20 protein-coding genes are annotated in these 18392 nt (G+C 30.1%); 15 read left to right on the top strand and 5 right to left on the bottom strand.

Annotated features, from left to right (window positions below; all coding sequences use genetic code 11):
- The first annotated feature begins 20 nt into the window (after positions 1–20).
- Both HBE96_RS14395 and HBE96_RS14390 read left to right on the top strand, forming a co-directional pair.
- Positions 21–848 (top strand): alpha/beta hydrolase, encoded by an 828-nt coding sequence (locus tag HBE96_RS14395; protein ID WP_169298423.1) that lies wholly within the window; start codon positions 21–23, stop codon positions 846–848.
- A 95-nt stretch (positions 849–943) separates the two neighbouring features.
- Positions 944–1891, top strand: coding sequence for a glycoside hydrolase family 73 protein (locus HBE96_RS14390; RefSeq protein ID WP_169298422.1), 948 nt, complete (start codon positions 944–946; stop codon positions 1889–1891).
- A 109-nt stretch (positions 1892–2000) separates the two neighbouring features.
- On the opposite strand, the gene hypE is transcribed toward HBE96_RS14390, so the two are convergent.
- The 3 genes from hypE to HBE96_RS14375 are packed head-to-tail and all read right to left on the bottom strand — an operon-like array spanning position 2001 to position 4312.
- The gene (hypE, locus tag HBE96_RS14385; RefSeq protein WP_169298421.1) at positions 2001–3008 is read right to left on the bottom strand and encodes a hydrogenase expression/formation protein HypE; all 1008 of its coding nucleotides are present in this window, start codon (positions 3006–3008) and stop codon (positions 2001–2003) included.
- Positions 3009–3012: 4 nt separating this feature from the next.
- Positions 3013–4101: a hydrogenase formation protein HypD gene (gene hypD / locus HBE96_RS14380; protein ID WP_169298420.1), complete on the bottom strand. Its 1089-nt coding sequence runs from the start codon at positions 4099–4101 to the stop codon at positions 3013–3015.
- Entirely contained in the window at positions 4088–4312 is a 225-nt protein-coding gene (locus HBE96_RS14375; RefSeq protein ID WP_169298419.1) for a HypC/HybG/HupF family hydrogenase formation chaperone, read from the bottom strand. Before HBE96_RS14375 ends, hypD begins: the two co-directional genes overlap by 14 nt.
- Before the next feature lie 230 nt (positions 4313–4542).
- Between HBE96_RS14375 and HBE96_RS14370 the strand changes: the two genes are divergently transcribed.
- The 6 genes from HBE96_RS14370 to HBE96_RS14345 all read left to right on the top strand — a co-directional run bounded on the left by HBE96_RS14370 (position 4543) and on the right by HBE96_RS14345 (position 8997).
- Positions 4543–4962: a cytochrome b5 domain-containing protein gene (locus tag HBE96_RS14370; RefSeq protein WP_169298418.1), complete on the top strand. Its 420-nt coding sequence runs from the start codon at positions 4543–4545 to the stop codon at positions 4960–4962.
- Between the two features lie 42 nt (positions 4963–5004).
- Positions 5005–5829 carry a hydrogenase small subunit gene (locus HBE96_RS14365; RefSeq protein WP_243186948.1) on the top strand — a complete coding sequence of 275 codons (825 nt, stop codon included), beginning with the start codon at positions 5005–5007 and terminating at the stop codon, positions 5827–5829.
- A 15-nt stretch (positions 5830–5844) separates the two neighbouring features.
- Entirely contained in the window at positions 5845–7245 is a 1401-nt protein-coding gene (locus HBE96_RS14360; protein ID WP_169298416.1) for a nickel-dependent hydrogenase large subunit, read from the top strand.
- Between the two features lie 101 nt (positions 7246–7346).
- Entirely contained in the window at positions 7347–7688 is a 342-nt protein-coding gene (hypA, locus tag HBE96_RS14355; protein WP_342590185.1) for a hydrogenase maturation nickel metallochaperone HypA, read from the top strand.
- A gap of 3 nt (positions 7689–7691) precedes the next feature.
- Complete coding sequence (gene hypB / locus HBE96_RS14350) at positions 7692–8354, top strand: hydrogenase nickel incorporation protein HypB (protein WP_169298415.1); 663 nt, start codon at positions 7692–7694, stop codon at positions 8352–8354.
- 199 nt (positions 8355–8553) lie between these two features.
- Positions 8554–8997 carry a hydrogenase maturation protease gene (locus HBE96_RS14345; RefSeq protein ID WP_169298414.1) on the top strand — a complete coding sequence of 148 codons (444 nt, stop codon included), beginning with the start codon at positions 8554–8556 and terminating at the stop codon, positions 8995–8997.
- Positions 8998–9198: 201 nt separating this feature from the next.
- Here the strand turns inward: HBE96_RS14345 and HBE96_RS26360 are convergent, their stop codons facing one another.
- Together HBE96_RS26360 and HBE96_RS14335 are read right to left on the bottom strand one after the other, a co-directional pair.
- Entirely contained in the window at positions 9199–9555 is a 357-nt protein-coding gene (locus HBE96_RS26360; RefSeq protein ID WP_243186940.1) for a hypothetical protein, read from the bottom strand.
- A 561-nt stretch (positions 9556–10116) separates the two neighbouring features.
- On the bottom strand, positions 10117–10323 hold the full coding sequence (locus tag HBE96_RS14335; RefSeq protein WP_169298413.1) for a hypothetical protein: 207 nt from the start codon (positions 10321–10323) through the stop codon (positions 10117–10119).
- 801 nt (positions 10324–11124) lie between these two features.
- On the opposite strand from HBE96_RS14335, the gene aroF reads away from it, so the two are divergent.
- From aroF to aroE, 7 genes are read left to right on the top strand one after another with little or no spacing between them, the layout of a single operon-like run.
- Positions 11125–12138 (top strand): 3-deoxy-7-phosphoheptulonate synthase, encoded by a 1014-nt coding sequence (gene aroF / locus HBE96_RS14330; RefSeq protein WP_169298412.1) that lies wholly within the window; start codon positions 11125–11127, stop codon positions 12136–12138.
- Positions 12139–12156: 18 nt separating this feature from the next.
- On the top strand, positions 12157–13014 hold the full coding sequence (locus HBE96_RS14325) for a prephenate dehydrogenase/arogenate dehydrogenase family protein (protein ID WP_169298411.1): 858 nt from the start codon (positions 12157–12159) through the stop codon (positions 13012–13014).
- A 3-nt stretch (positions 13015–13017) separates the two neighbouring features.
- The gene (aroB, locus tag HBE96_RS14320; RefSeq protein ID WP_169298410.1) at positions 13018–14079 is read left to right on the top strand and encodes a 3-dehydroquinate synthase; all 1062 of its coding nucleotides are present in this window, start codon (positions 13018–13020) and stop codon (positions 14077–14079) included.
- 18 nt (positions 14080–14097) lie between these two features.
- Positions 14098–15378, top strand: a complete 1281-nt coding sequence (gene aroA / locus HBE96_RS14315; RefSeq protein ID WP_169298409.1) for a 3-phosphoshikimate 1-carboxyvinyltransferase — start codon at positions 14098–14100, stop codon at positions 15376–15378.
- Positions 15356–16429: a chorismate synthase gene (gene aroC / locus HBE96_RS14310; RefSeq protein ID WP_169298408.1), complete on the top strand. Its 1074-nt coding sequence runs from the start codon at positions 15356–15358 to the stop codon at positions 16427–16429. Before aroA ends, aroC begins: the two co-directional genes overlap by 23 nt.
- Before the next feature lie 14 nt (positions 16430–16443).
- A complete protein-coding gene (locus HBE96_RS14305) occupies positions 16444–17568 on the top strand; it encodes a chorismate mutase (protein ID WP_169298407.1) in 1125 nt (374 codons plus the stop codon).
- Positions 17569–17574: 6 nt separating this feature from the next.
- Positions 17575–18375 (top strand): shikimate dehydrogenase, encoded by an 801-nt coding sequence (gene aroE / locus HBE96_RS14300; protein ID WP_169298406.1) that lies wholly within the window; start codon positions 17575–17577, stop codon positions 18373–18375.
- The last annotated feature ends 17 nt before the right edge of the window (positions 18376–18392 follow it).

Here is an 18392-nt window from a genome sequence, read left to right as displayed (position 1 = left end):
TAAGGAGGGAGGTGTGATGTATGTTAAATCATTTACAGGGGGAATTTAATACATTCGATGGTACAAAATTATTTTATACTAAGGATGTAGTAGATTCTGCAAAGGCAGTAATTATAATAGTTCATGGTCTTTGCGAGCATTTAGAAAGATATGATTATTTTACAAAAAAATTAAATGATTTTGGATATACAGTTTATAGATTTGATAATAGAGGTCATGGAAAATCTGGAGGGGAAAGAGGTTATGTAGAGAATTTTCAGGACTTTTTTAAAGATGCAGATAAAGTAGTAGATATGGCTTTAGAAGAAAATAAAGGATTACCCTTATTTATGTTTGGACATAGTATGGGAGGATTTATTACAGCAGGTTATGGAATGAAATATAAAGATAAATTAAAAGGCCAAATATTATCAGGAGCTGCAGTTATAGAACCTCAGGCATTTAAAGACTTAAAAAAGGATGACTATTTTGAAAAGCATCCAAGAGAAAAATCACCTAATGCTTTATCTAAATTTATTTGTAGGGATGAAAATGTAGTTAAAGATTATGATAATGATCCTCTTGTGCTTAAAGAAACTAATATAAAACTTTTAGGAGAAGCATTTATAAAAGGTTCTAAATGGATTAGTGAAAATGTTAAAAATTATGAGTATCCATGTTTTATACTTCATGGAGAAATGGATAGGATAGTTAAAAATGAAGCTTCTAAGTGGTTGATTAGCAATATACATTCGGAAGATAAATCTATGAAGATATATTCTAAATGCTATCATGAAATATTAAGTGAAAAAGATGAAAAGGACGATGTTATAAAGGACATACATAATTGGATTGAAGAAAGAATTTAAAGAATTTTTACAAATAATTTGATTTGATAGGTACAAAGTATTCTCATTATGTAGTATACTAATATAAGTTTAAAGTTAAAGACGGGAGAAGCCTAATGAGAAAAAAAGTAAGTAGTATATTTAAAATAATTGTTGCATTAATTATATTGTTTGGAGCTTTTAAGGCAGTAAAATATTATATAAATAAGAATGATCATATTAATGCAAAAAATATCAATATAAATCTTTATATTGATACTGTAGACAGTGTAAGTAAAGATAAACTTCAAGTGAATTGGAAACAAGTTGCAGCTATTGATGGAGTTAGGTATAAGAGAGACTTTTCAAAGGGAAATACAGAAAATATAACAAAATTAGCAGATATGTTTTTAATAAAGAATACATCAACTAAAAGTGTTGGTAAGAGCAAATATAAGCTGTTAAGTTTGGATGAAGTTTTGGACAAACTATCCTTTGAAAAGAAAGAAAAAGAAAAGGTATATAGGTATTTAAAGGATTTGGATTCTGTGGCGTTAAATAATAAATTAAAAGAAGATGATTCTTATAAAAAGTTCATAGATGAATTAACTCCAGCAGCGGTAGATATATATAATAAATATGGTATTTTGCCTTCTGTAACTATATCACAAGCTATACTAGAATCTGGTTGGGGAAAATCACAGCTTACTTCTAAATCTAACAACTTATTTGGTATAAAAGCTGATAGCAGTTGGAAGGGCAAAAGTGTAGTTATGAAAACTTCGGAGTATTATAATAAGATTATTAATGATTCATTTAGAGTTTATGCTAGTAAAAGTGAATCATTAAAGGATTATGGTGATTTCCTTTATAAAAATAAGAGATATAAGGATAAAGGAGTACTATCGGCTTTAAACTACAAAGATCAAGCAGAAGCTATAGAAAAAGCTGGTTATAGTACTATACAGGACGAAAAAGGAAATGAAATTTATGCAGATTTAGTAATAAAAATAATAAAACAAAATAATCTTCAACTTATAGACAATAAAATTCAATTGGAAAAAAGTCAAGCATTATCTAAGTGATTAAATAATTTTAAGTTGGTTATAATTAAAAATACAAAATATTTAGTGCCACAGCAGGGATACAAGGTGGCAGCAACAGGCACTTGAATTTCAAGTGCCTGTAAAATTTTTAGCATATTCTAGGAAGACCATAGCCTGAAGGCATGTCTATAATTCTTTTCCCACCTATAAAAGTATTCATGTAAACTTCCATAGAACCTTTATTTACTACTTTACCTATAATAGATGCATTAATTCCTAAAGGATGATTTTTCATTTTACATAGAACGTCATAAGCATATTTTTCTGGTACAAAGCAGCATATTTTTCCTTCATTAGCAATATACAATGGATCAAGTCCAAGCATTTCACAGGTCCCTTTTACTTCTTCTTTTACAGGAATAAAATTTTCTTCTAGCTCAATAGATATATTACTCATTGATGCAATTTCATTTAGTACAGCTGCAAGGCCACCTCTTGTAGCATCTCTAATTACATGTATGTACGGGCATGTTTCTAATATATTTTTAATTAAGAAATTTAAATGGGTGCAGTCACTAGATAAGTTTCCATACATTTCTATATTGTTTCTTTCACACATAATTTCTATACCATGATCTCCTAAAGTACCATTAACAATAATTACATCGCCTATTCTGGCATTTGAAGCTTTTATATCCACATTATCATAAAGAAAACCTATGCCTGAAGTATTAATGAAAATACCATCTGTGGAGCCTTTAGGTACTACCTTTGTATCTCCAGTAACAATTTTTACATTAGCAATTTCAGCGGTTTTAGCCATGGATTTTACTATTGTTTCTAAGCTCTCCATAGAAAACCCTTCTTCTATTATGAAGGAACTACTTAAATACATAGGTTTTGCTCCACTAACAGCTAGGTCGTTTACTGTACCACATATAGATAATTTTCCTATATCTCCACCTTTAAAAAATATAGGATTTATTACAAAGGAATCTGTAGTAAATGCAACATTTTTACTTTTTACACTAAGTAGAGCAGAATCATTTAATTCATTTAGTACAGTATTATTAAAGTATTTTAAGAATAAACTATTTATTAAGTCATTAGTTCCTTTTCCACCACTTCCATGAGCAAGTGAAATTTTATTTTCCATATTACTACCTCCAATTATTATACTTATAGTAAGTTGAACAAGTTCCTTCACTAGATACCATACATGGACCTATAGGATTTTCTATAGTACATATTTTTTTAAATAGTGGACATTCAATAGGGGAAACTTTTCCCTTTAATATTTCACCACATTTACATTCATTAGCTTTAGTATAATTATTAAGTTTTAATTTAAAATGTTTTACAGCGTCAAACATTTTGTAGTCTTCATTTAATTCATAGCCGCTATTAGGAATAATACCTATACCTCTCCAGCTGCTATCTACTACTTTAAAAACTTTTTTCATATATTCTAAAGCATTGACATTCCCTTCGTATTTTACAATTCTTTTATAACAGTTAACTATTTTAGGTGTATTACTATGAATTAACTGCAGGATTATTTTTATGCTTTGAAGTATATCTACAGCTTCAAAACCAGTTATAACTCCAGGTATTTTGTAGTTATCAGGCAAAAAATTGTAAGGCTTTTCTCCAATAATAGCACTTACATGTCCTGGAAGAAGAAAGGCGTTTATATGAAGATCTTTATCTTCCAATAAATTTTTAAGAACAGGAGTAACTAATTTATGAGAAGTTAAAAAAAACAGATTTTTTATATGACTTTTCTTAGCTTCAATAGCTGTTACAGCTGTCATTGGGGTTGTAGTTTCAAAGCCTATAGACAATAAAACTATATTTTTGGATGGGTTTTTTATTGCTAATGTTAAAGCATCCATAGGGGAGTAAACAATTCTTACATCATTACCTTCTGATTTACTTTTTATTAAGGAAGAAGCTTTGCCTGGAACCTTCATCATATCTCCAAAGGTAGCTATAATTACATTTTCAATGTGGGATAATTGTACTGCAGCATCAATATAATTTTCAGGGGTAACGCAAACAGGGCAACCAGGACCAGATATTAACTTTATATTCGAAGGGAGAACATCACGCAGTCCATACTTAAATATAGACGAGGTATGTGTTCCGCATACTTCCATAATGTTTATTTTTTCATCAGTTATATTTTTAATAGATTTTATAATGCCTTTAGCATAATAACTATTTCTAAATTCATCAACAAATTTCATGTTCAGCTATCTCCTTAAGTAATTTAAGAGTTTTAAAAGCTTCTCTTTCATTTATAATTTCAATAGCACAACCAGCATGCACAAGTACATAGTCACCAACCTTTACATCGGGTATCAAATGAATAAATATCTCACGGTTTAAACCTCCTATTTCTACTGTTCCTCTATTTTCTTTGCGCTTTATAAGTTTACCAGGTACAGCAACACACATGCTAAGACCTCCTTAGATTAATAGTGGTGTACAAAAAATTTATTTTAAAATACGAGCCTACTTTAAAGTCTATGAGTTTATTTTATACTTATTTAAATTAAAAAAATTTTATACCATTTTAATGATATTTAGTTATAAGTTAAATTAACCTTAAGTAAATCCAGATTTAAGGTAATAAAATTAAGGTTTTTAAATATATTTACATTGAAGCTTATAAGAGGGAGGAGTTTATGGATAAGAATAATTTAAATCAACTGCAAGGCATGCTTCAGGAAATAAATCATTACAAGAAAATGATTAAAGCTACTTCATGTCCTTATAAAAAAATGCACTTTATAAATAAAATTGCTTATAAGGTAACAAAAATTTTAGATAGTATGAATGTGGAAAAAATTATGAACAGGGAAGAGGCACAGCCATTAAGGAAGTTTACTATTGAAGAGTTATCTAAATATGATGGTTCTATGGGAAAACCTGCTTATGTAGCAGTAAATGGAGTGGTTTACGATGTAAGTCGCAGCAGCGTTTGGGGAGGAGGAACTCATTTTGGATTATATGCAGGTAAAGACCTTTCAGAAGAGTTTAAGGGATGTCATGGTGATAAAATTGAAATATTAAAGAGTCTTCCAGTAGTTGGAAATATTAAATAAACAATATAAGAATGTTATAGGAGGTATAAAGCTTTGTCTTTAATGAAGCTGGTATATGAAGCCGTAGATAAAATTAATAGAGGATTAATAAAAAAGCCTAATTTTATGTGGTTAGAATGCACTGGTTGTGAGGGAAACATAATTTCTTTTCTTAATGCAGATAAACCAGATTTTAAGTATTTTCTTGAACAAATGGTAAATTTAAAATATAGCAATAGTTTAATGCAGCCAGATGGAGAAAGAGCTTATGAAAATTTTCTAGAAACCTTAGATACAGATTTTATACTTGGAGTAGAAGGAGCACTTACAGAAAAGGATAATGGGTTTTATACATTAATGGCACATTATAAAGGAAAACAAATTTCTGCAGCAGAAGGAGTTAGTTTAGCAGCAGCAAAGGCAAAAAAAATAATTGCTATTGGAACTTGTGCTTCTTTTGGTGGAATATCTGCTGCAAAACCAAATCCTACTGGGTGTGTTAGTTTAAGTAAGTTTTTAAATAGGAATATTATAAATATTCCAGGATGTCCGGCCAATCCTTTATGGGTTATAGGTACTATTGCTGGTTTAATTTTGTATGGTGATGTGGAAGTAGACGATAAAGGAAGACCATTAATGTTTTATAAAGAAACAAACCATACTGATTGTGAAAGACGTTCATATTTTGATAATGGTATATTTGCCAAAAAGCTTGGAGAACATGAATGTATGTTTAAACTTGGGTGCAGGGGACCTATAACAAAAGCTTACTGTCCTATAGGAAAGTGGAATTCACGAATTAATTGGCCTGTAGAAGGTAATACCCCTTGCATAGGTTGTGCTAGCGAATATTTTCCAGATGGTACAGAACCTTTTGTAAGGTACTAAAGGAGAGGATTTGGTATGGCTAAGAAGATAACTATAGAACCAATAACTAGGATTAGCGGGCCTTTAAGTATAGAGGTTGAAATTGAAAAAAATAAAATAGTGGATGCTAAAAGCAGCGGAGTGTTATTTAGGGGATTTGAAAGTATGCTCACGGGAAGACCTCCACTGGATGCTATATATTTTACTGAAAGAATATGTGGTATATGTTCAACTGCCCATGGTGTTGTAGCAAGTTTAGCATTGGAAGATGCTTTAAAGGTAAAACCAGATGAAAATGGTGTAAGAATAAGGGACTTTGCTCATGGAGCTGATTTTATTCAAAATATTATAAGGCAAATTTGCCTTTTCATATTTCCTGATTATGCTAAGATAGAACAAGTTCCAGGAAGTATAGATTATGATTTCAGACTTCCAGAAAAATTGACTAAGAAGATTGGTGATGATTATTTAAAAGCATTAGAATATAGTCGTTTTGCCCACGAAATGGTAGCTCTTATCGGAGGAAAAGCTCCTCACAATCATGGTGTATTTGTAGGAGGTACCACTGTAAATTTAGATGCTTCTAAAATAATAAGGCTTAAATATTTACTGCAGCAAGTTAATGAATTTATATGTTCATATATGATTGAGGACATAAGTATTATATCCGCATATTATCCTGAATATTTTAAAATAGGTGCAGGAACAAATAATCTTTTAACATTTGGTTTATTTAATGATTTACCTGAAAAAGAATTAGTATATGTTTATCCTTCTGAATATATTGATGGTAAAAAGGGTGATTTAGATGCAGATGCTATAAAGGAAGGTGTTGAATATTCATGGTACAAGGATACAAAATTAAATACAGTGCCATCTAATAAACCATCAGAATTAGATATTAAGAAGCCTGGAGCATATACTTTTGTAAAAGCACCTAGATATAAAGGAAAAGTTGTTCAAGTAGGACCTTTAGCTCGTATGGTTTTAGGTGGCTATTACAAATACAGTATATCAACTATGGATAGATTAATTGCTAGAGTACTTGAAGGTAAAATATTATCAGAAAAGATGCTTAAACTTTTGGATTTAATAACTCCTACACCAGCAGTGCAAAATCAGTATATAGTCCCTAAAAGTGCAGAAGGAAAAGGACTTTATGATGCAGTAAGAGGAGCACTTGGTCATTGGATTAAAATAGAAAATGGAGTTATAAAAAATTATGATATAATCACACCAACAGTATGGAACATTTCACCAAAAGACAGCATGTCACAGCATGGAGCTATTGAGGATGCTCTTATAGGCACTGAAATACAAAATGTAAAGAACCCAGTAGAAATAGGAAGAATAATTCGATCTTTTGATCCTTGTATATCCTGTGCAACACATGTTACTACAGATTGCTGCAAAGATTATAACATTGAAATTGTATAAGGTAATATAAAAATAATGCGAAGCAAAGTGAAAGTTTTTTCGGTTACTTGCGTCACATTATGATTAAAATATAGCGTATATTTTTATGGGGATGGTAAAAAGTGCATGAGATTTCTATGATGGAAAGTACTATTGATATGGTGATTGAAAAAGCTGAAGAATATAATCTTAAAAGTATAAAAAAGGTTACATTAAGTATTGGAGAATTAGCAGGTGTGATGGATGAGGCTTTAAATTTTGCATTTAATGAGTTAAAAAAGGATTCTATTTTGAAGGATGCAGAGCTTTGTATAGATAGATTAAAAGCAGAAGCTTATTGCGATAAATGTAGTTTAAACTATCCAATAGATCATTTTAATAAATTGTGTCCAAGATGTGGAGGCTTTTATGCAAAGATTTTAAGTGGATATGAATTATATTTATATTCCATAGAAGGAGAATAGAATATGAGTGAGATTAAAGTTATTGTAAACATGCTTCATACTAATGAAGAAATGGCTTTGGAAAATAAAAAGCTTTTTGATGATGAGGGAATATTTGTAATAAATTTAATGAGTGCCCCTGGTTCAGGAAAAACTTCTATACTTGAAAAATTAATTTTCACAATTAAACAGAATTTAAATATGGCAGTAATAGAAGGTGATATATACACTACAAAGGATGCAGATAGAATAGAAGCTGAGGGAATTCCAGTGATACAAATAAATACTTCAGGAGCCTGTCATTTAGATGGAGATATGATAAGAAAAGCAGCACTTAATTTTGATTTAAGAAAGTTAGACGTCATTATCATAGAAAATGTGGGTAATCTGGTATGCCCTGCGGAATTTGAAGTGGGAGAAGATATGAAAATATGTGTACTTAGTGTAACAGAAGGTAACGATAAACCATTAAAATATCCACTGATGTTTGAAAAAAGCGAAGCATTAATTTTAAATAAAACGGATTTAATACCCTTTACTAACTTTAATAAAGAAGAATTTTATGAAGATATTAGATCTGTAAATCCTAAAATTAAAGTATTTGAGACTTCTTGTACTAAAAATAAAGGTATAGAAGATCTTAGTCAATGGATTTTAAAAAAAGTAAATGAAAAAAATATTGTATAGAAATTTTTTTAGATGTCTTTAAAGAATTAACAGGTCAAATATGTCATAGATAGTTAGCATGAGTTAAGGATTAGGATAAATTGATAGGTGTTTTATCAGAGAAGCCTGAAGCTATTGTATGATGTAAAGTGGATTACCATGCTAACTTGTTATTTTTTAAATGTGTATTAATTGATTTAAGGTATGTGAGGGATGTAATATGGGTAAAAGGGTTATTGCTATAGGGAATAGGCTTATGATGGATGATGGAGTAGCATTATTCGTGATAGAAAGTATAAAGAATGTTTTGGAAAATAAAGGTGTAGAAGTTATAATTGGAGAAACAGATGTAGACTTTTGCTTTTTTAAATTAAATAAAGATGATGAATTTTATATAGTAGATGCTTTTTTGGGCAGTGAGTCTCCTGGTACTTTAACATTTAAAAATTTAAAGGATATGAACGAAATAAAAAGACAGATTGGTATTCATTCATTAGGAATAATAGACTTAATAAATAGATATTCATTGGAAGTGAAGGGGTATTTTATAGGAATAGAAATAGGAAAAATAAGTATGAATATAGGATTAAGTAATATTTTGCAGCTACAATTTAAAGGGATATGTAGTAAAGTATTGAATTTCATAGTAGTTAATAAGTATTAAGTCTATATTTTTAAGAATTTAATATTTAGAGAATTCTCAAAAATGATTTTGTTTTTCCTAATTCACATTTAAAAAATATGAATTAAATACAGTAACAACTAATAGTGATGAATGATATAATTCAAAATTTAAATATATAACAGGGCACTTGAATAAATTTCAAGTGCTCCATTTAAAGAGTTCAATAAATTTATATTTGATTTACCAAGGAAAATCTTCTCTATGATGATGTTTATGATGATAAGGGTATTTAGGATAATATGGATAGTAAGGGTAATAAGGGTAATAAGGGTATTGAGGATAGTGATGATAGTTGTGATAAGGGTAAACCCTATCGTTATCAACTTCAATATCAACATCCATATCCTCGTCTTCACCACGCATTCCAGCGCCACAAGAACAATTTGATTGAGCTTGAGCTTGAGCTCCTTGGAATGGCATTGTTGGGAAATAAGGGCTTCCTTGGAATGGCATTGTAGCTCCTTGGAATGGCATTGTTGGGAATCCACCACCCATCCAAGGAGAACAGCTATTCATCCAAGGAGAACAACTATTCATCCAAGGAGAACAACAATTCATCCAAGGGAAAAATGGCATGCAGCAGCAATGGCGTCTGCGACGATGGCGGGTTTGATCATCATCAATGTCAATATCAACATCGATATCTTCATCCTCACCACGCATTCCGGCGCCACAAGAACAATTTGATTGAGCTTGAGCTCCTTGGAATGGCATTGTTGGGAAATAAGGGCTTCCTTGGAATGGCATTGTAGCTCCTTGGAATGGCATTGTTGGGAATCCACCACCCATCCAAGGAGAACAGCTATTCATCCAAGGAGAACAACTATTCATCCAAGGAGAACAACAATTCATCCAAGGGAAAAATGGCATACAGCAGCAATCGCGTCTATGATGATGACGACGGCTTTGATCCATATCAATGTCAATATTAGGGTTAGTATTAATATTCTCGCTATCATTTTGATAGTACATGTACATACCTCCGTAAAATCTATCTTCACTATATATAATATAAAAAAAACAGGAAATGGTTACAACTTTTTAAAAAAATAGACTGTGTAAATAAAAAAATACACAGTCTTATTATTATGATGTTTTTTATCTTTTGAAAAAATAAAATAATGCTATAATTATTAGCAATATAAATAATGGACCAGCAAAAAATATTTTAAATATTAATGCTACGATTGAAATTACTATTCCTACAGCGAAAATAACAGCAAATATAGGTAGAGCTACTGCAGCAACTACTGATCCTATAAGAATAAATATTACAGCTAACAAAAGAATTGTTAAAAGTATCATTAAATAAACCTCCAATTATTAATTAGTTTTAAATGGTCAACATTCAAACAGTATTCAAATGTGTGTTATAAGGTATATTATACTACTTAATAGAGAAAGTACAAAGTTTATTTATTGCTGAAATTATTCAATTTATTTCAAATTGAAATGTGTATAAAGAAATAGTTTATATTTCTCACAAAAGCTAAAATTTACTTAGCAATAGTGGTTAATATGCGTTAATAAAAATTAGTCTTAATGGAATATACAAGTTTTGAGTTAAATATACATAAACGATTATAAATATTTAAAAAAATCAAAAAATATCCTCAAAAACAAGAATTGTTTGTTGACACGGTAAAAATATATGATATAATTACAAATAATATCAAGTTAATTTTAACATAAACTAATAAAAATTGTTTTGGAGGGAAAAGTCATGAAAAATATCATTGGAAAGGGAATAAGCGGAAAATTTTATTTTTACTTTAGCTGGGGCTATCTCTATTTTAGCGCTGGTTACTTTTTCTGCAAAAAAATATATTTTCCTATTTTCAATGAGTTTAATAAATCGAAATTTATTTTGTGTAAGTAGTGCTATAACTATATCACTATACACTTGATTTAAAGTAAGGCTCATTAGAGCCTTACTTTTTTTTATCCATAATTAAGCAAAATGTTTAATTATAGAATATGTTTTATAAAAAAACAATAAATTAATTCTATTTTATTAAGAACAATTTTTTAAGCTAGCAAAAAAATTGTTTAATATAAACACTAATATATATAATAATATTTTTAAAATTTAAGGAGGGCTATTTTATGGTAGTAATTATGAGATGCGATGCAACAAGAGAGGAAATATTAACAATTAAAGAAAGAATAGAGGCGGAAGGCTGTAGAGTTAACTTAATAGAAGGTGAAAACCAATGCATACTAGGGATTATTGGTGATACTACAAAGCTTGATCCAGATAAAATTCAGGCTAATGAATGTGTAGAAAGAGTTACTAAGGTACAGCAGCCTTTTAAATTAGCAAATAGATTATTTCATCCAGGTAATACAGAAATAAAAGTTAGAGATAGAGTAATAGGTGGAGATAAGATAGCTATTATGGCAGGACCTTGCTCAGTAGAAAGTGAAGATCAAATTTTGGAAATTGCAAAGACTGTAAAGGAAAGTGGAGCTAGCTTTTTAAGAGGGGGAGCTTTTAAGCCTAGAACTTCACCATATAGTTTTCAAGGGCTTGAAAAGGAAGGACTTGAATTACTTAAGCTTGCAAGAAAGGAAACAGGACTTCCTATAGTAACAGAAATTATGTCTCCTGATATGATAGATACATTTGTTGAAGATGTAGATGTTATTCAAGTAGGCGCAAGAAATATGCAAAACTTTGATTTGTTAAAACAACTTGGAAAGACAAGAACACCAATTCTTTTAAAAAGGGGCTTATCTGCAACTATTGAGGAATTAATCATGTCTGCGGAATATATAATGGCAGGTGGAAATGAAAATGTAATATTATGTGAAAGAGGTATAAGAACCTTTGAAACATATACAAGAAATACTTTAGATTTAAGTGCTATACCTGCAATAAAGAGATTAAGTCACTTACCTATCGTAGTTGATCCAAGCCATTCAGCAGGAATGTGGTGGATGGTAGAACCTTTAGCAAAAGCAGCTTTGGCAGTAGGAGCAGATGGACTTATTATTGAAGTACACAATGATCCAGCTAATGCTAGGTGTGATGGACAGCAATCTATAAAACCTGAAAGATTCAAAGAACTTATGGAAGGATTATCAGAAATAGCAAAAATAGAGAAAAAATCAATTTAAAATTTGGAGGGGATTACAGTGGCTGAAGGCGGTTTTAATTTTAATATAGTTATTGTTGGTTTAGGTCTTATAGGAGGATCATATGCCATGGCACTTAAAAGATTAAACCCCTCTAGTATATGTGGTATTGATGTTGATGAAAATTCTTTAAAAGAAGCTTTAAATATGGGAATAATAGACCAAGGATTTACAGATGGTAAAGAAGTTTTAAAAAATGCAGATTTAGTTATTATAGCTCTTTATCCTGAAAAAATTATAAACTTTATAAAGATCAATATAGATAATTTTAAAAAAGGAGCTGTAATAACTGATACCTGCGGAATAAAGGAAGGACTAATAGATAATATAAATTCATTTTTACCAGATGATTTAGATTTTATTGGAGGACATCCCATGGCTGGCAGAGAATCCAAGGGGATTAAGGTTGCTTCCAAGGATATTTTTAATAATGCTAATTATATAATTACACCTACTGAAAGAAACTGCAAAGAAAATGTAATGCTTATAGAAAAAATGGCAAAAGATATAGGGTGTAAGAAGGTAATAAATATATCACCTAAAGAGCATGATAGAATAATATCATTTACCAGTCAGCTTCCACACGTCATAGCAGTATCACTTATGGATTCAGATTTAATAGAAAGTGATATAGAAACTTTTACTGGAGGAAGTTTTAAAGATGCCACTCGTGTTGCAGTTATAAATTCTGAATTATGGTCAGAACTATTTTTCCTTAATTCAGACAACTTGATTGCTGAAATTGAGAAATTTCAAAAGTCTATAGAGAAAGTAAAAAATGCTATAATGTTAGAAGATAAATGTACTTTGAAAGATATATTTGAAAGTGCCACGGTAAAAAGAAAGAAGATGGTATAAATTATGAAGATAATTGAAGTAAATCTTAAAGCTAATAGTTACAAAATATATATTGAGAAAAATATTTTAGAGAAAATATCAATTTATTTAAAAGAAAATCATGCAAACAAAAAAATTGTTATAATCACGGATGAAAATTTAGAAAAATTATATATAGAGACTTTGAACAGGTATATACAGAAGGAGAATTTTAATACAAGGATTATTTCTATAAAACCAGGAGAAAAAAGTAAATCTATAGATACACTAAAGAAATTATATGAAGATTTTTCTGATTTTAAGCTTACAAGAGGAGATTTAATATTAACTTTTGGAGGCGGTGTAGTTGGAGATTTAGGCGGTTTTGCAGCTTCTACTTATTTAAGAGGAGTACCATATATACAAATACCTACATCACTTTTAGCTCAAGTAGACAGTAGTATAGGTGGTAAGGTTGCTGTGGATTTACCTTGGGGAAAAAATTTAGTAGGAAGCTTTTATCAACCTAAAGCTGTTTTTATAGATCCAGAATTACTTAAAACTTTAGACAAAAGATTTTTGCATGATGGATTGGCAGAAGTAATAAAATATGGCTGTATAAAAGATGAAAATATACTTAATACACTTATGAGCTACAAGGATGATGAGGAACTTTTAGATAACATAGAAAAAATAATATATACATGTTGTAACATAAAAAGAGAAGTAGTAGAGCATGATGAAAAGGACCTGGGTGAGAGAATGATTTTAAATTTTGGTCATACTTTAGGTCATGCGGTAGAAGAATACTTCAATTATTCTAAATACACTCATGGGGAAGCTGTGGCTATAGGCATGGTTGAAATAACTAAAAGAAGTGAAGAACTTAATATTACTAAAATTGGTACTCATAATTTTATAGAAAAGGTACTTAAAAAATATGAATTACCATACAAAAGAGTAGAAATGGACAAGGAAAAAGTACTTCATACAATAAAGTTAGATAAGAAAAGTAGTGGGGAAAATATTAATTTAATTCTTCTAAATAAAATAGGTGAAGTTTTTATTAAAAAAGTAGCTACTTGCGAAATAGAAAATTATATTTAAAAATAGGGGGCTAAGTCTATGAAATATATAATGATTAACCCAGGTAAATTAAGTGGAGAAGTAAAAATTCCAACTTCAAAAAGTGCCTGCCATAGAGCAGTAATTTGTGCAGGCCTTTCAAATGGAATTAGTAATATTTCTAATGTAGTTTTTTCACAGGATGTAGAGGCTACCTGTGAAGCAATGAAAAGTTTGGGTGTAAGTATTAAAAAAGGAAGAGATTCTCTTGAGGTAAAAGGATTAGAAAAATTAAAGCCAATAAATCCAAAGATGGATTGCTTAGAATCTGGATCAACATTAAGATTTTTAATACCTATAGGGGCAACCACAGGAGAAAAACTTACTTTTGAAGGAAAAGGAAAGCTTATAGAGAGACCTTTAAAATCTTATTATAATATATTTGATGAGCAGAAGCTTAAATATAATAATGTTAATGGAAAACTTCCATTAACTATAGAAGGTAAATTAAAACCAGGTGAATATAAAATTAGAGGAGATATAAGTTCTCAATTTATTAGCGGATTAATGTTTGCTCTTCCACTTTTAGATGGAGATTCAAAAATAATAATTACTACAGAATTGGAATCAAAACCTTATGTAGATTTAACTATGGATATGCTTAAAAAGTATGGCATACAAATAGAAAATAGAGACTATGAGGAATTTATTATAAGAGGAAATCAAAGCTATAAATCATCAGATTGTGAAGTAGAAGGAGATTATTCTCAAGCAGCTTTTTGGCTTGCAGCAGGATTACTTGGCAATGATATAGTGTGCCAGGGATTAGATATAAATTCTCTTCAAGGTGATAAGGCTATACTTAGTATAATAGAAAGTATGAATGGAAAAATTTCTATAGAAGGAAATAAGGTAAAAGCTATGCCTTCTAAAACAAAGGGTACAATTATAGATGCTTCTCAGTGTCCAGATCTTGTACCTGTATTAACATCACTAGCAGCATTGAGCGAAGGAACTACAGAAATAGTAAATGCAGCTAGACTTAGAATTAAAGAATCTGATAGATTAAGTGCTATAAGTACAGAACTTAATAGACTTGGAGCAGATATAGAGGAAAAAGAAGATGGCTTAATAATAAGAGGAAAAGAAAGATTAAAAGGTGGAGAGGTTCAAAGCTGGAATGATCATCGTATAGCTATGGCATTAGCAGTAGCTTCTATAAAGTGCAGTGAGCCTGTTATAATAAAAGATGCATCTTGTGTTAAAAAATCATACCCAGATTTTTGGCAACATTTCAGAGCTTTAGGAGGTAATATAGATGAGTGGAGTTTGGGGCAGTAAAGTAAAGCTTTCTATTTTTGGAGAGTCCCATGGAAAAGCTATAGGCATAAATATTGATGGTATCAAGCCAGGCATAGAATTAGATTTAGATTATATAAATAAAGAAATGAAAAGAAGAGCTCCAGGAGAAAGTGAACTTGCTACTCCTAGAAAAGAGGAAGACAATTTTGAAATATTAAGTGGATATTTTAATGGAAGAACTACAGGAACACCTTTGTGTGCTATTATTTATAATAAAAATCAACATTCTAAGGATTATGAAAAAACCAAGAATTTAATGAGACCTTCCCATGGGGATTTAACAGGATATGTTAAATACCAAGGTTTTAATGATTATAGAGGAGGGGGCCACTTTTCAGGAAGGATAACTGCTCCCTTAGTATTTGCAGGTGCTATCTGTAAACAAATATTAGAGAAAAAAGGTATATTTATTGGAAGTCATATAAAAAGTATAGCTAAGATAGAAGATGTAAGCTTTAATATGACTGAAATAGAAAACGAAATCTTAAAAAGTTTAAATGAAAGTAAATTTCCTGTCTTAACTGAAGAAATAGGTATTAATATGAAAAACAGCATAGTAAAAGCTAAGGAAGAGATGGATTCTTTAGGTGGGGTCATAGAAACAGCAGTAAATAATTTACCAGTAGGTCTTGGAGAACCTTTCTTTGATTCTGTAGAAAGTGTTTTATCACATTTATTATTTTCTATTCCAGGGGTAAAAGGAGTAGAATTTGGTGAAGGCTTTAATATATCAAAAATGAAGGGTTCAGAAGCCAATGATGGATTTTATATTGAAAATGAAAAGATAAGAACTTACAGCAATAATAATGGAGGTATTTTAGGTGGAATTACAAATGGAATGCCTTTAATATTTAAAACAGCCATAAAACCAACACCATCTATTGCAAAAACTCAAAATACAGTGGACATACAAAAGAGAGAAAATGCTAAAATAGAGATAAAAGGAAGACATGATCCTTGTATTATACCTAGAGCCCTTCCAGTAGTGGAAGCTGCAGCTGCAATAGCAATAATTCAATTTATAGATTAAGGAAAGTGATAAACATGGAAGATTTAAACTATCTAAGAGAGCAAATTAATGAAATAGATGAAGCGTTAGTAGAACTTTTTAAAAAGAGAATGTCGGTAGTTTCTAATGTAGCTAATTATAAAATAGAAAACCACATGGAAGTATTAGATAGTAGTAGAGAAAATCAAATTATAAACAAGCATTTGAAAAATGTTGAAGATAAAGCCTTACAAAACTATTTAAAAGAATTTCTTGAAGATTTAATGAGTATAAGTAGAGAATCCCAAAAGAAAATACTCTCTAAGGCATCCTGTGATTGTAAAGTAGATGAAGATAGTGAATTTAAAGTAGGCTTTCAAGGGGTTCCTGCTTCATTTAGTCACCAAGCAGTAAATGAGTATTTTGGTGGCAATGTAAAATCAGAGCATTTTAAGAGTTTTAAAGATATTTTTGAAGCAGTACAAAAAGGTGATATAAAATATGGTGTTTTACCTATTGAAAATTCATCAACAGGTGGCATTACTGAAGTTTACGATCTTATGAGGGAATATGGATTTCATATAGTTGGTGAGAAATGTGTAAAGGTAGATCATAATTTAATGGGAACTAAGGATGCTGAAATTTGTGATATAAATGAAGTTTACTCACATACACAAGGTTTTTTGCAGTGCAAAGAATTTTTTGATGTTCACAGTGATTGGAGATTAATTCCATACTTTAATACTGCTAAAAGTGCAGAGTATGTAAGCAAGGAAAATTTGAAAAATAAAGCTTGTGTAGCAAGTAAAAAGGCAGCGGAGATTTATGGACTAAAAATTTTAAAAGAAAATATAAATTATAACAGCAATAATTATACTAGATTTATAATTATAGGAAGAAAACAAGAACATAATGATAATTGTGATAAGATAAGTGTAATTATGTCAATATCTCATAAAGTAGGGGCCTTGTATAAAATTTTAAAGCATTTTTCAGATAACAATTTAAATATGATGAAAATAGAGTCAAGACCAATTGTAGATAAATCCTGGCAGTACTTTTTCTATATAGATTTTCAGGGTAATGTGTTAGATGAAGATACAAGAAGTGCACTAAGAGATATAGAAGAAGAAAGCTTATATTTTAAGTTTTTAGGTAACTACAAAAGTGAGGTGAACTAAAGGTAAATGAGTAGCTTATATGGATTAATTGGGGAAAGGTTAGGGCATAGTCTTTCTCCTGAAATACACAGTTTAATTTTGGAAAAACTGAATTTAAAGGGACTATACAATTTGTTTGAAGTAAATAATGATGATTTAAAAGAAGCAGTAATTGGATTAAAGGCTCTTGGAGCCAAAGGTGTAAATGTAACAATACCTTACAAAGTAGAAATTATGCAGTATTTAGACAGCATATCTAAAGAAGCAGAAAAAATAGGTGCTGTTAATACCATAGCTTTTAAAGAAAATGGAATTATAGGATATAATACAGATTATTACGGCTTTGGAGAATCTTTAAAGAATGGAAAAATAGATATTTATAATAAAAATGCTGTTATATTAGGTACAGGTGGAGCTTCAAAAGCAGTGCTGCATTACTTATTAGATAATGGAGTAAAGGATGTTGTATATGTAAGCAGAAATCCTGAAAATGCTATGAAGCAAGTAAAAAATTTTAATATTATATCTTATGAAGATATGAATAAATTAAAAAACACAGACATTATTATAAATTGTACTCCCTGCGGGATGTATCCTAAAGTAGAATACTCACCAGTAAATAGAAGTATATTAAGTAAATTTTCATCAGCAGTGGACCTGATATACAATCCTAAAGAAACTATTTTTTTAAAAGAAGCTAGAGAAACTGGAGCTAAAACTGTAAATGGACTTTATATGTTAGTTGCTCAAGCTGCAGCTTCTCAGGAAATATGGCAGGAAAGAAAAATTAGTGAAGAAATTATAAAGCAGATATATGAAAAAATGTAAGTAAAGTATACAAATAA

Source organism: Clostridium muellerianum, assembly GCF_012926525.1.
In the GTDB taxonomy this organism is placed as follows: domain Bacteria; phylum Bacillota; class Clostridia; order Clostridiales; family Clostridiaceae; genus Clostridium_AM; species Clostridium_AM muellerianum.
Note: the sequence above shows the minus strand (reverse complement) of the source record. Positions and strands in the feature narration are given on the sequence as shown.

Excerpts from the sequence above, each read along its gene's own strand:
- hypD (WP_169298420.1), bottom strand. The coding sequence starts at position 4,101 with ATGAAATTTGTTGATGAATTTAGAAATAGTTATTATGCTAAAGGCATT.
- aroB (WP_169298410.1), top strand. The coding sequence starts at position 13,018 with ATGAAGATAATTGAAGTAAATCTTAAAGCTAATAGTTACAAAATATAT.
- HBE96_RS14365 (WP_243186948.1), top strand. The coding sequence starts at position 5,005 with ATGAAGCTGGTATATGAAGCCGTAGATAAAATTAATAGAGGATTAATA.
- hypB (WP_169298415.1), top strand. The coding sequence starts at position 7,692 with ATGAGTGAGATTAAAGTTATTGTAAACATGCTTCATACTAATGAAGAA.
- HBE96_RS14360 (WP_169298416.1), top strand. The coding sequence starts at position 5,845 with ATGGCTAAGAAGATAACTATAGAACCAATAACTAGGATTAGCGGGCCT.
- HBE96_RS14375 (WP_169298419.1), bottom strand. The coding sequence starts at position 4,312 with ATGTGTGTTGCTGTACCTGGTAAACTTATAAAGCGCAAAGAAAATAGA.
- HBE96_RS14395 (WP_169298423.1), top strand. The coding sequence starts at position 21 with ATGTTAAATCATTTACAGGGGGAATTTAATACATTCGATGGTACAAAA.
- HBE96_RS26360 (WP_243186940.1), bottom strand. The coding sequence starts at position 9,555 with ATGAATAGTTGTTCTCCTTGGATGAATAGCTGTTCTCCTTGGATGGGT.
- aroF (WP_169298412.1), top strand. The coding sequence starts at position 11,125 with ATGGTAGTAATTATGAGATGCGATGCAACAAGAGAGGAAATATTAACA.
- aroA (WP_169298409.1), top strand. The coding sequence starts at position 14,098 with ATGAAATATATAATGATTAACCCAGGTAAATTAAGTGGAGAAGTAAAA.
- hypE (WP_169298421.1), bottom strand. The coding sequence starts at position 3,008 with ATGGAAAATAAAATTTCACTTGCTCATGGAAGTGGTGGAAAAGGAACT.
- aroE (WP_169298406.1), top strand. The coding sequence starts at position 17,575 with ATGAGTAGCTTATATGGATTAATTGGGGAAAGGTTAGGGCATAGTCTT.
- HBE96_RS14390 (WP_169298422.1), top strand. The coding sequence starts at position 944 with ATGAGAAAAAAAGTAAGTAGTATATTTAAAATAATTGTTGCATTAATT.
- HBE96_RS14345 (WP_169298414.1), top strand. The coding sequence starts at position 8,554 with ATGGGTAAAAGGGTTATTGCTATAGGGAATAGGCTTATGATGGATGAT.
- HBE96_RS14305 (WP_169298407.1), top strand. The coding sequence starts at position 16,444 with ATGGAAGATTTAAACTATCTAAGAGAGCAAATTAATGAAATAGATGAA.
- HBE96_RS14335 (WP_169298413.1), bottom strand. The coding sequence starts at position 10,323 with ATGATACTTTTAACAATTCTTTTGTTAGCTGTAATATTTATTCTTATA.
- aroC (WP_169298408.1), top strand. The coding sequence starts at position 15,356 with ATGAGTGGAGTTTGGGGCAGTAAAGTAAAGCTTTCTATTTTTGGAGAG.
- HBE96_RS14370 (WP_169298418.1), top strand. The coding sequence starts at position 4,543 with ATGGATAAGAATAATTTAAATCAACTGCAAGGCATGCTTCAGGAAATA.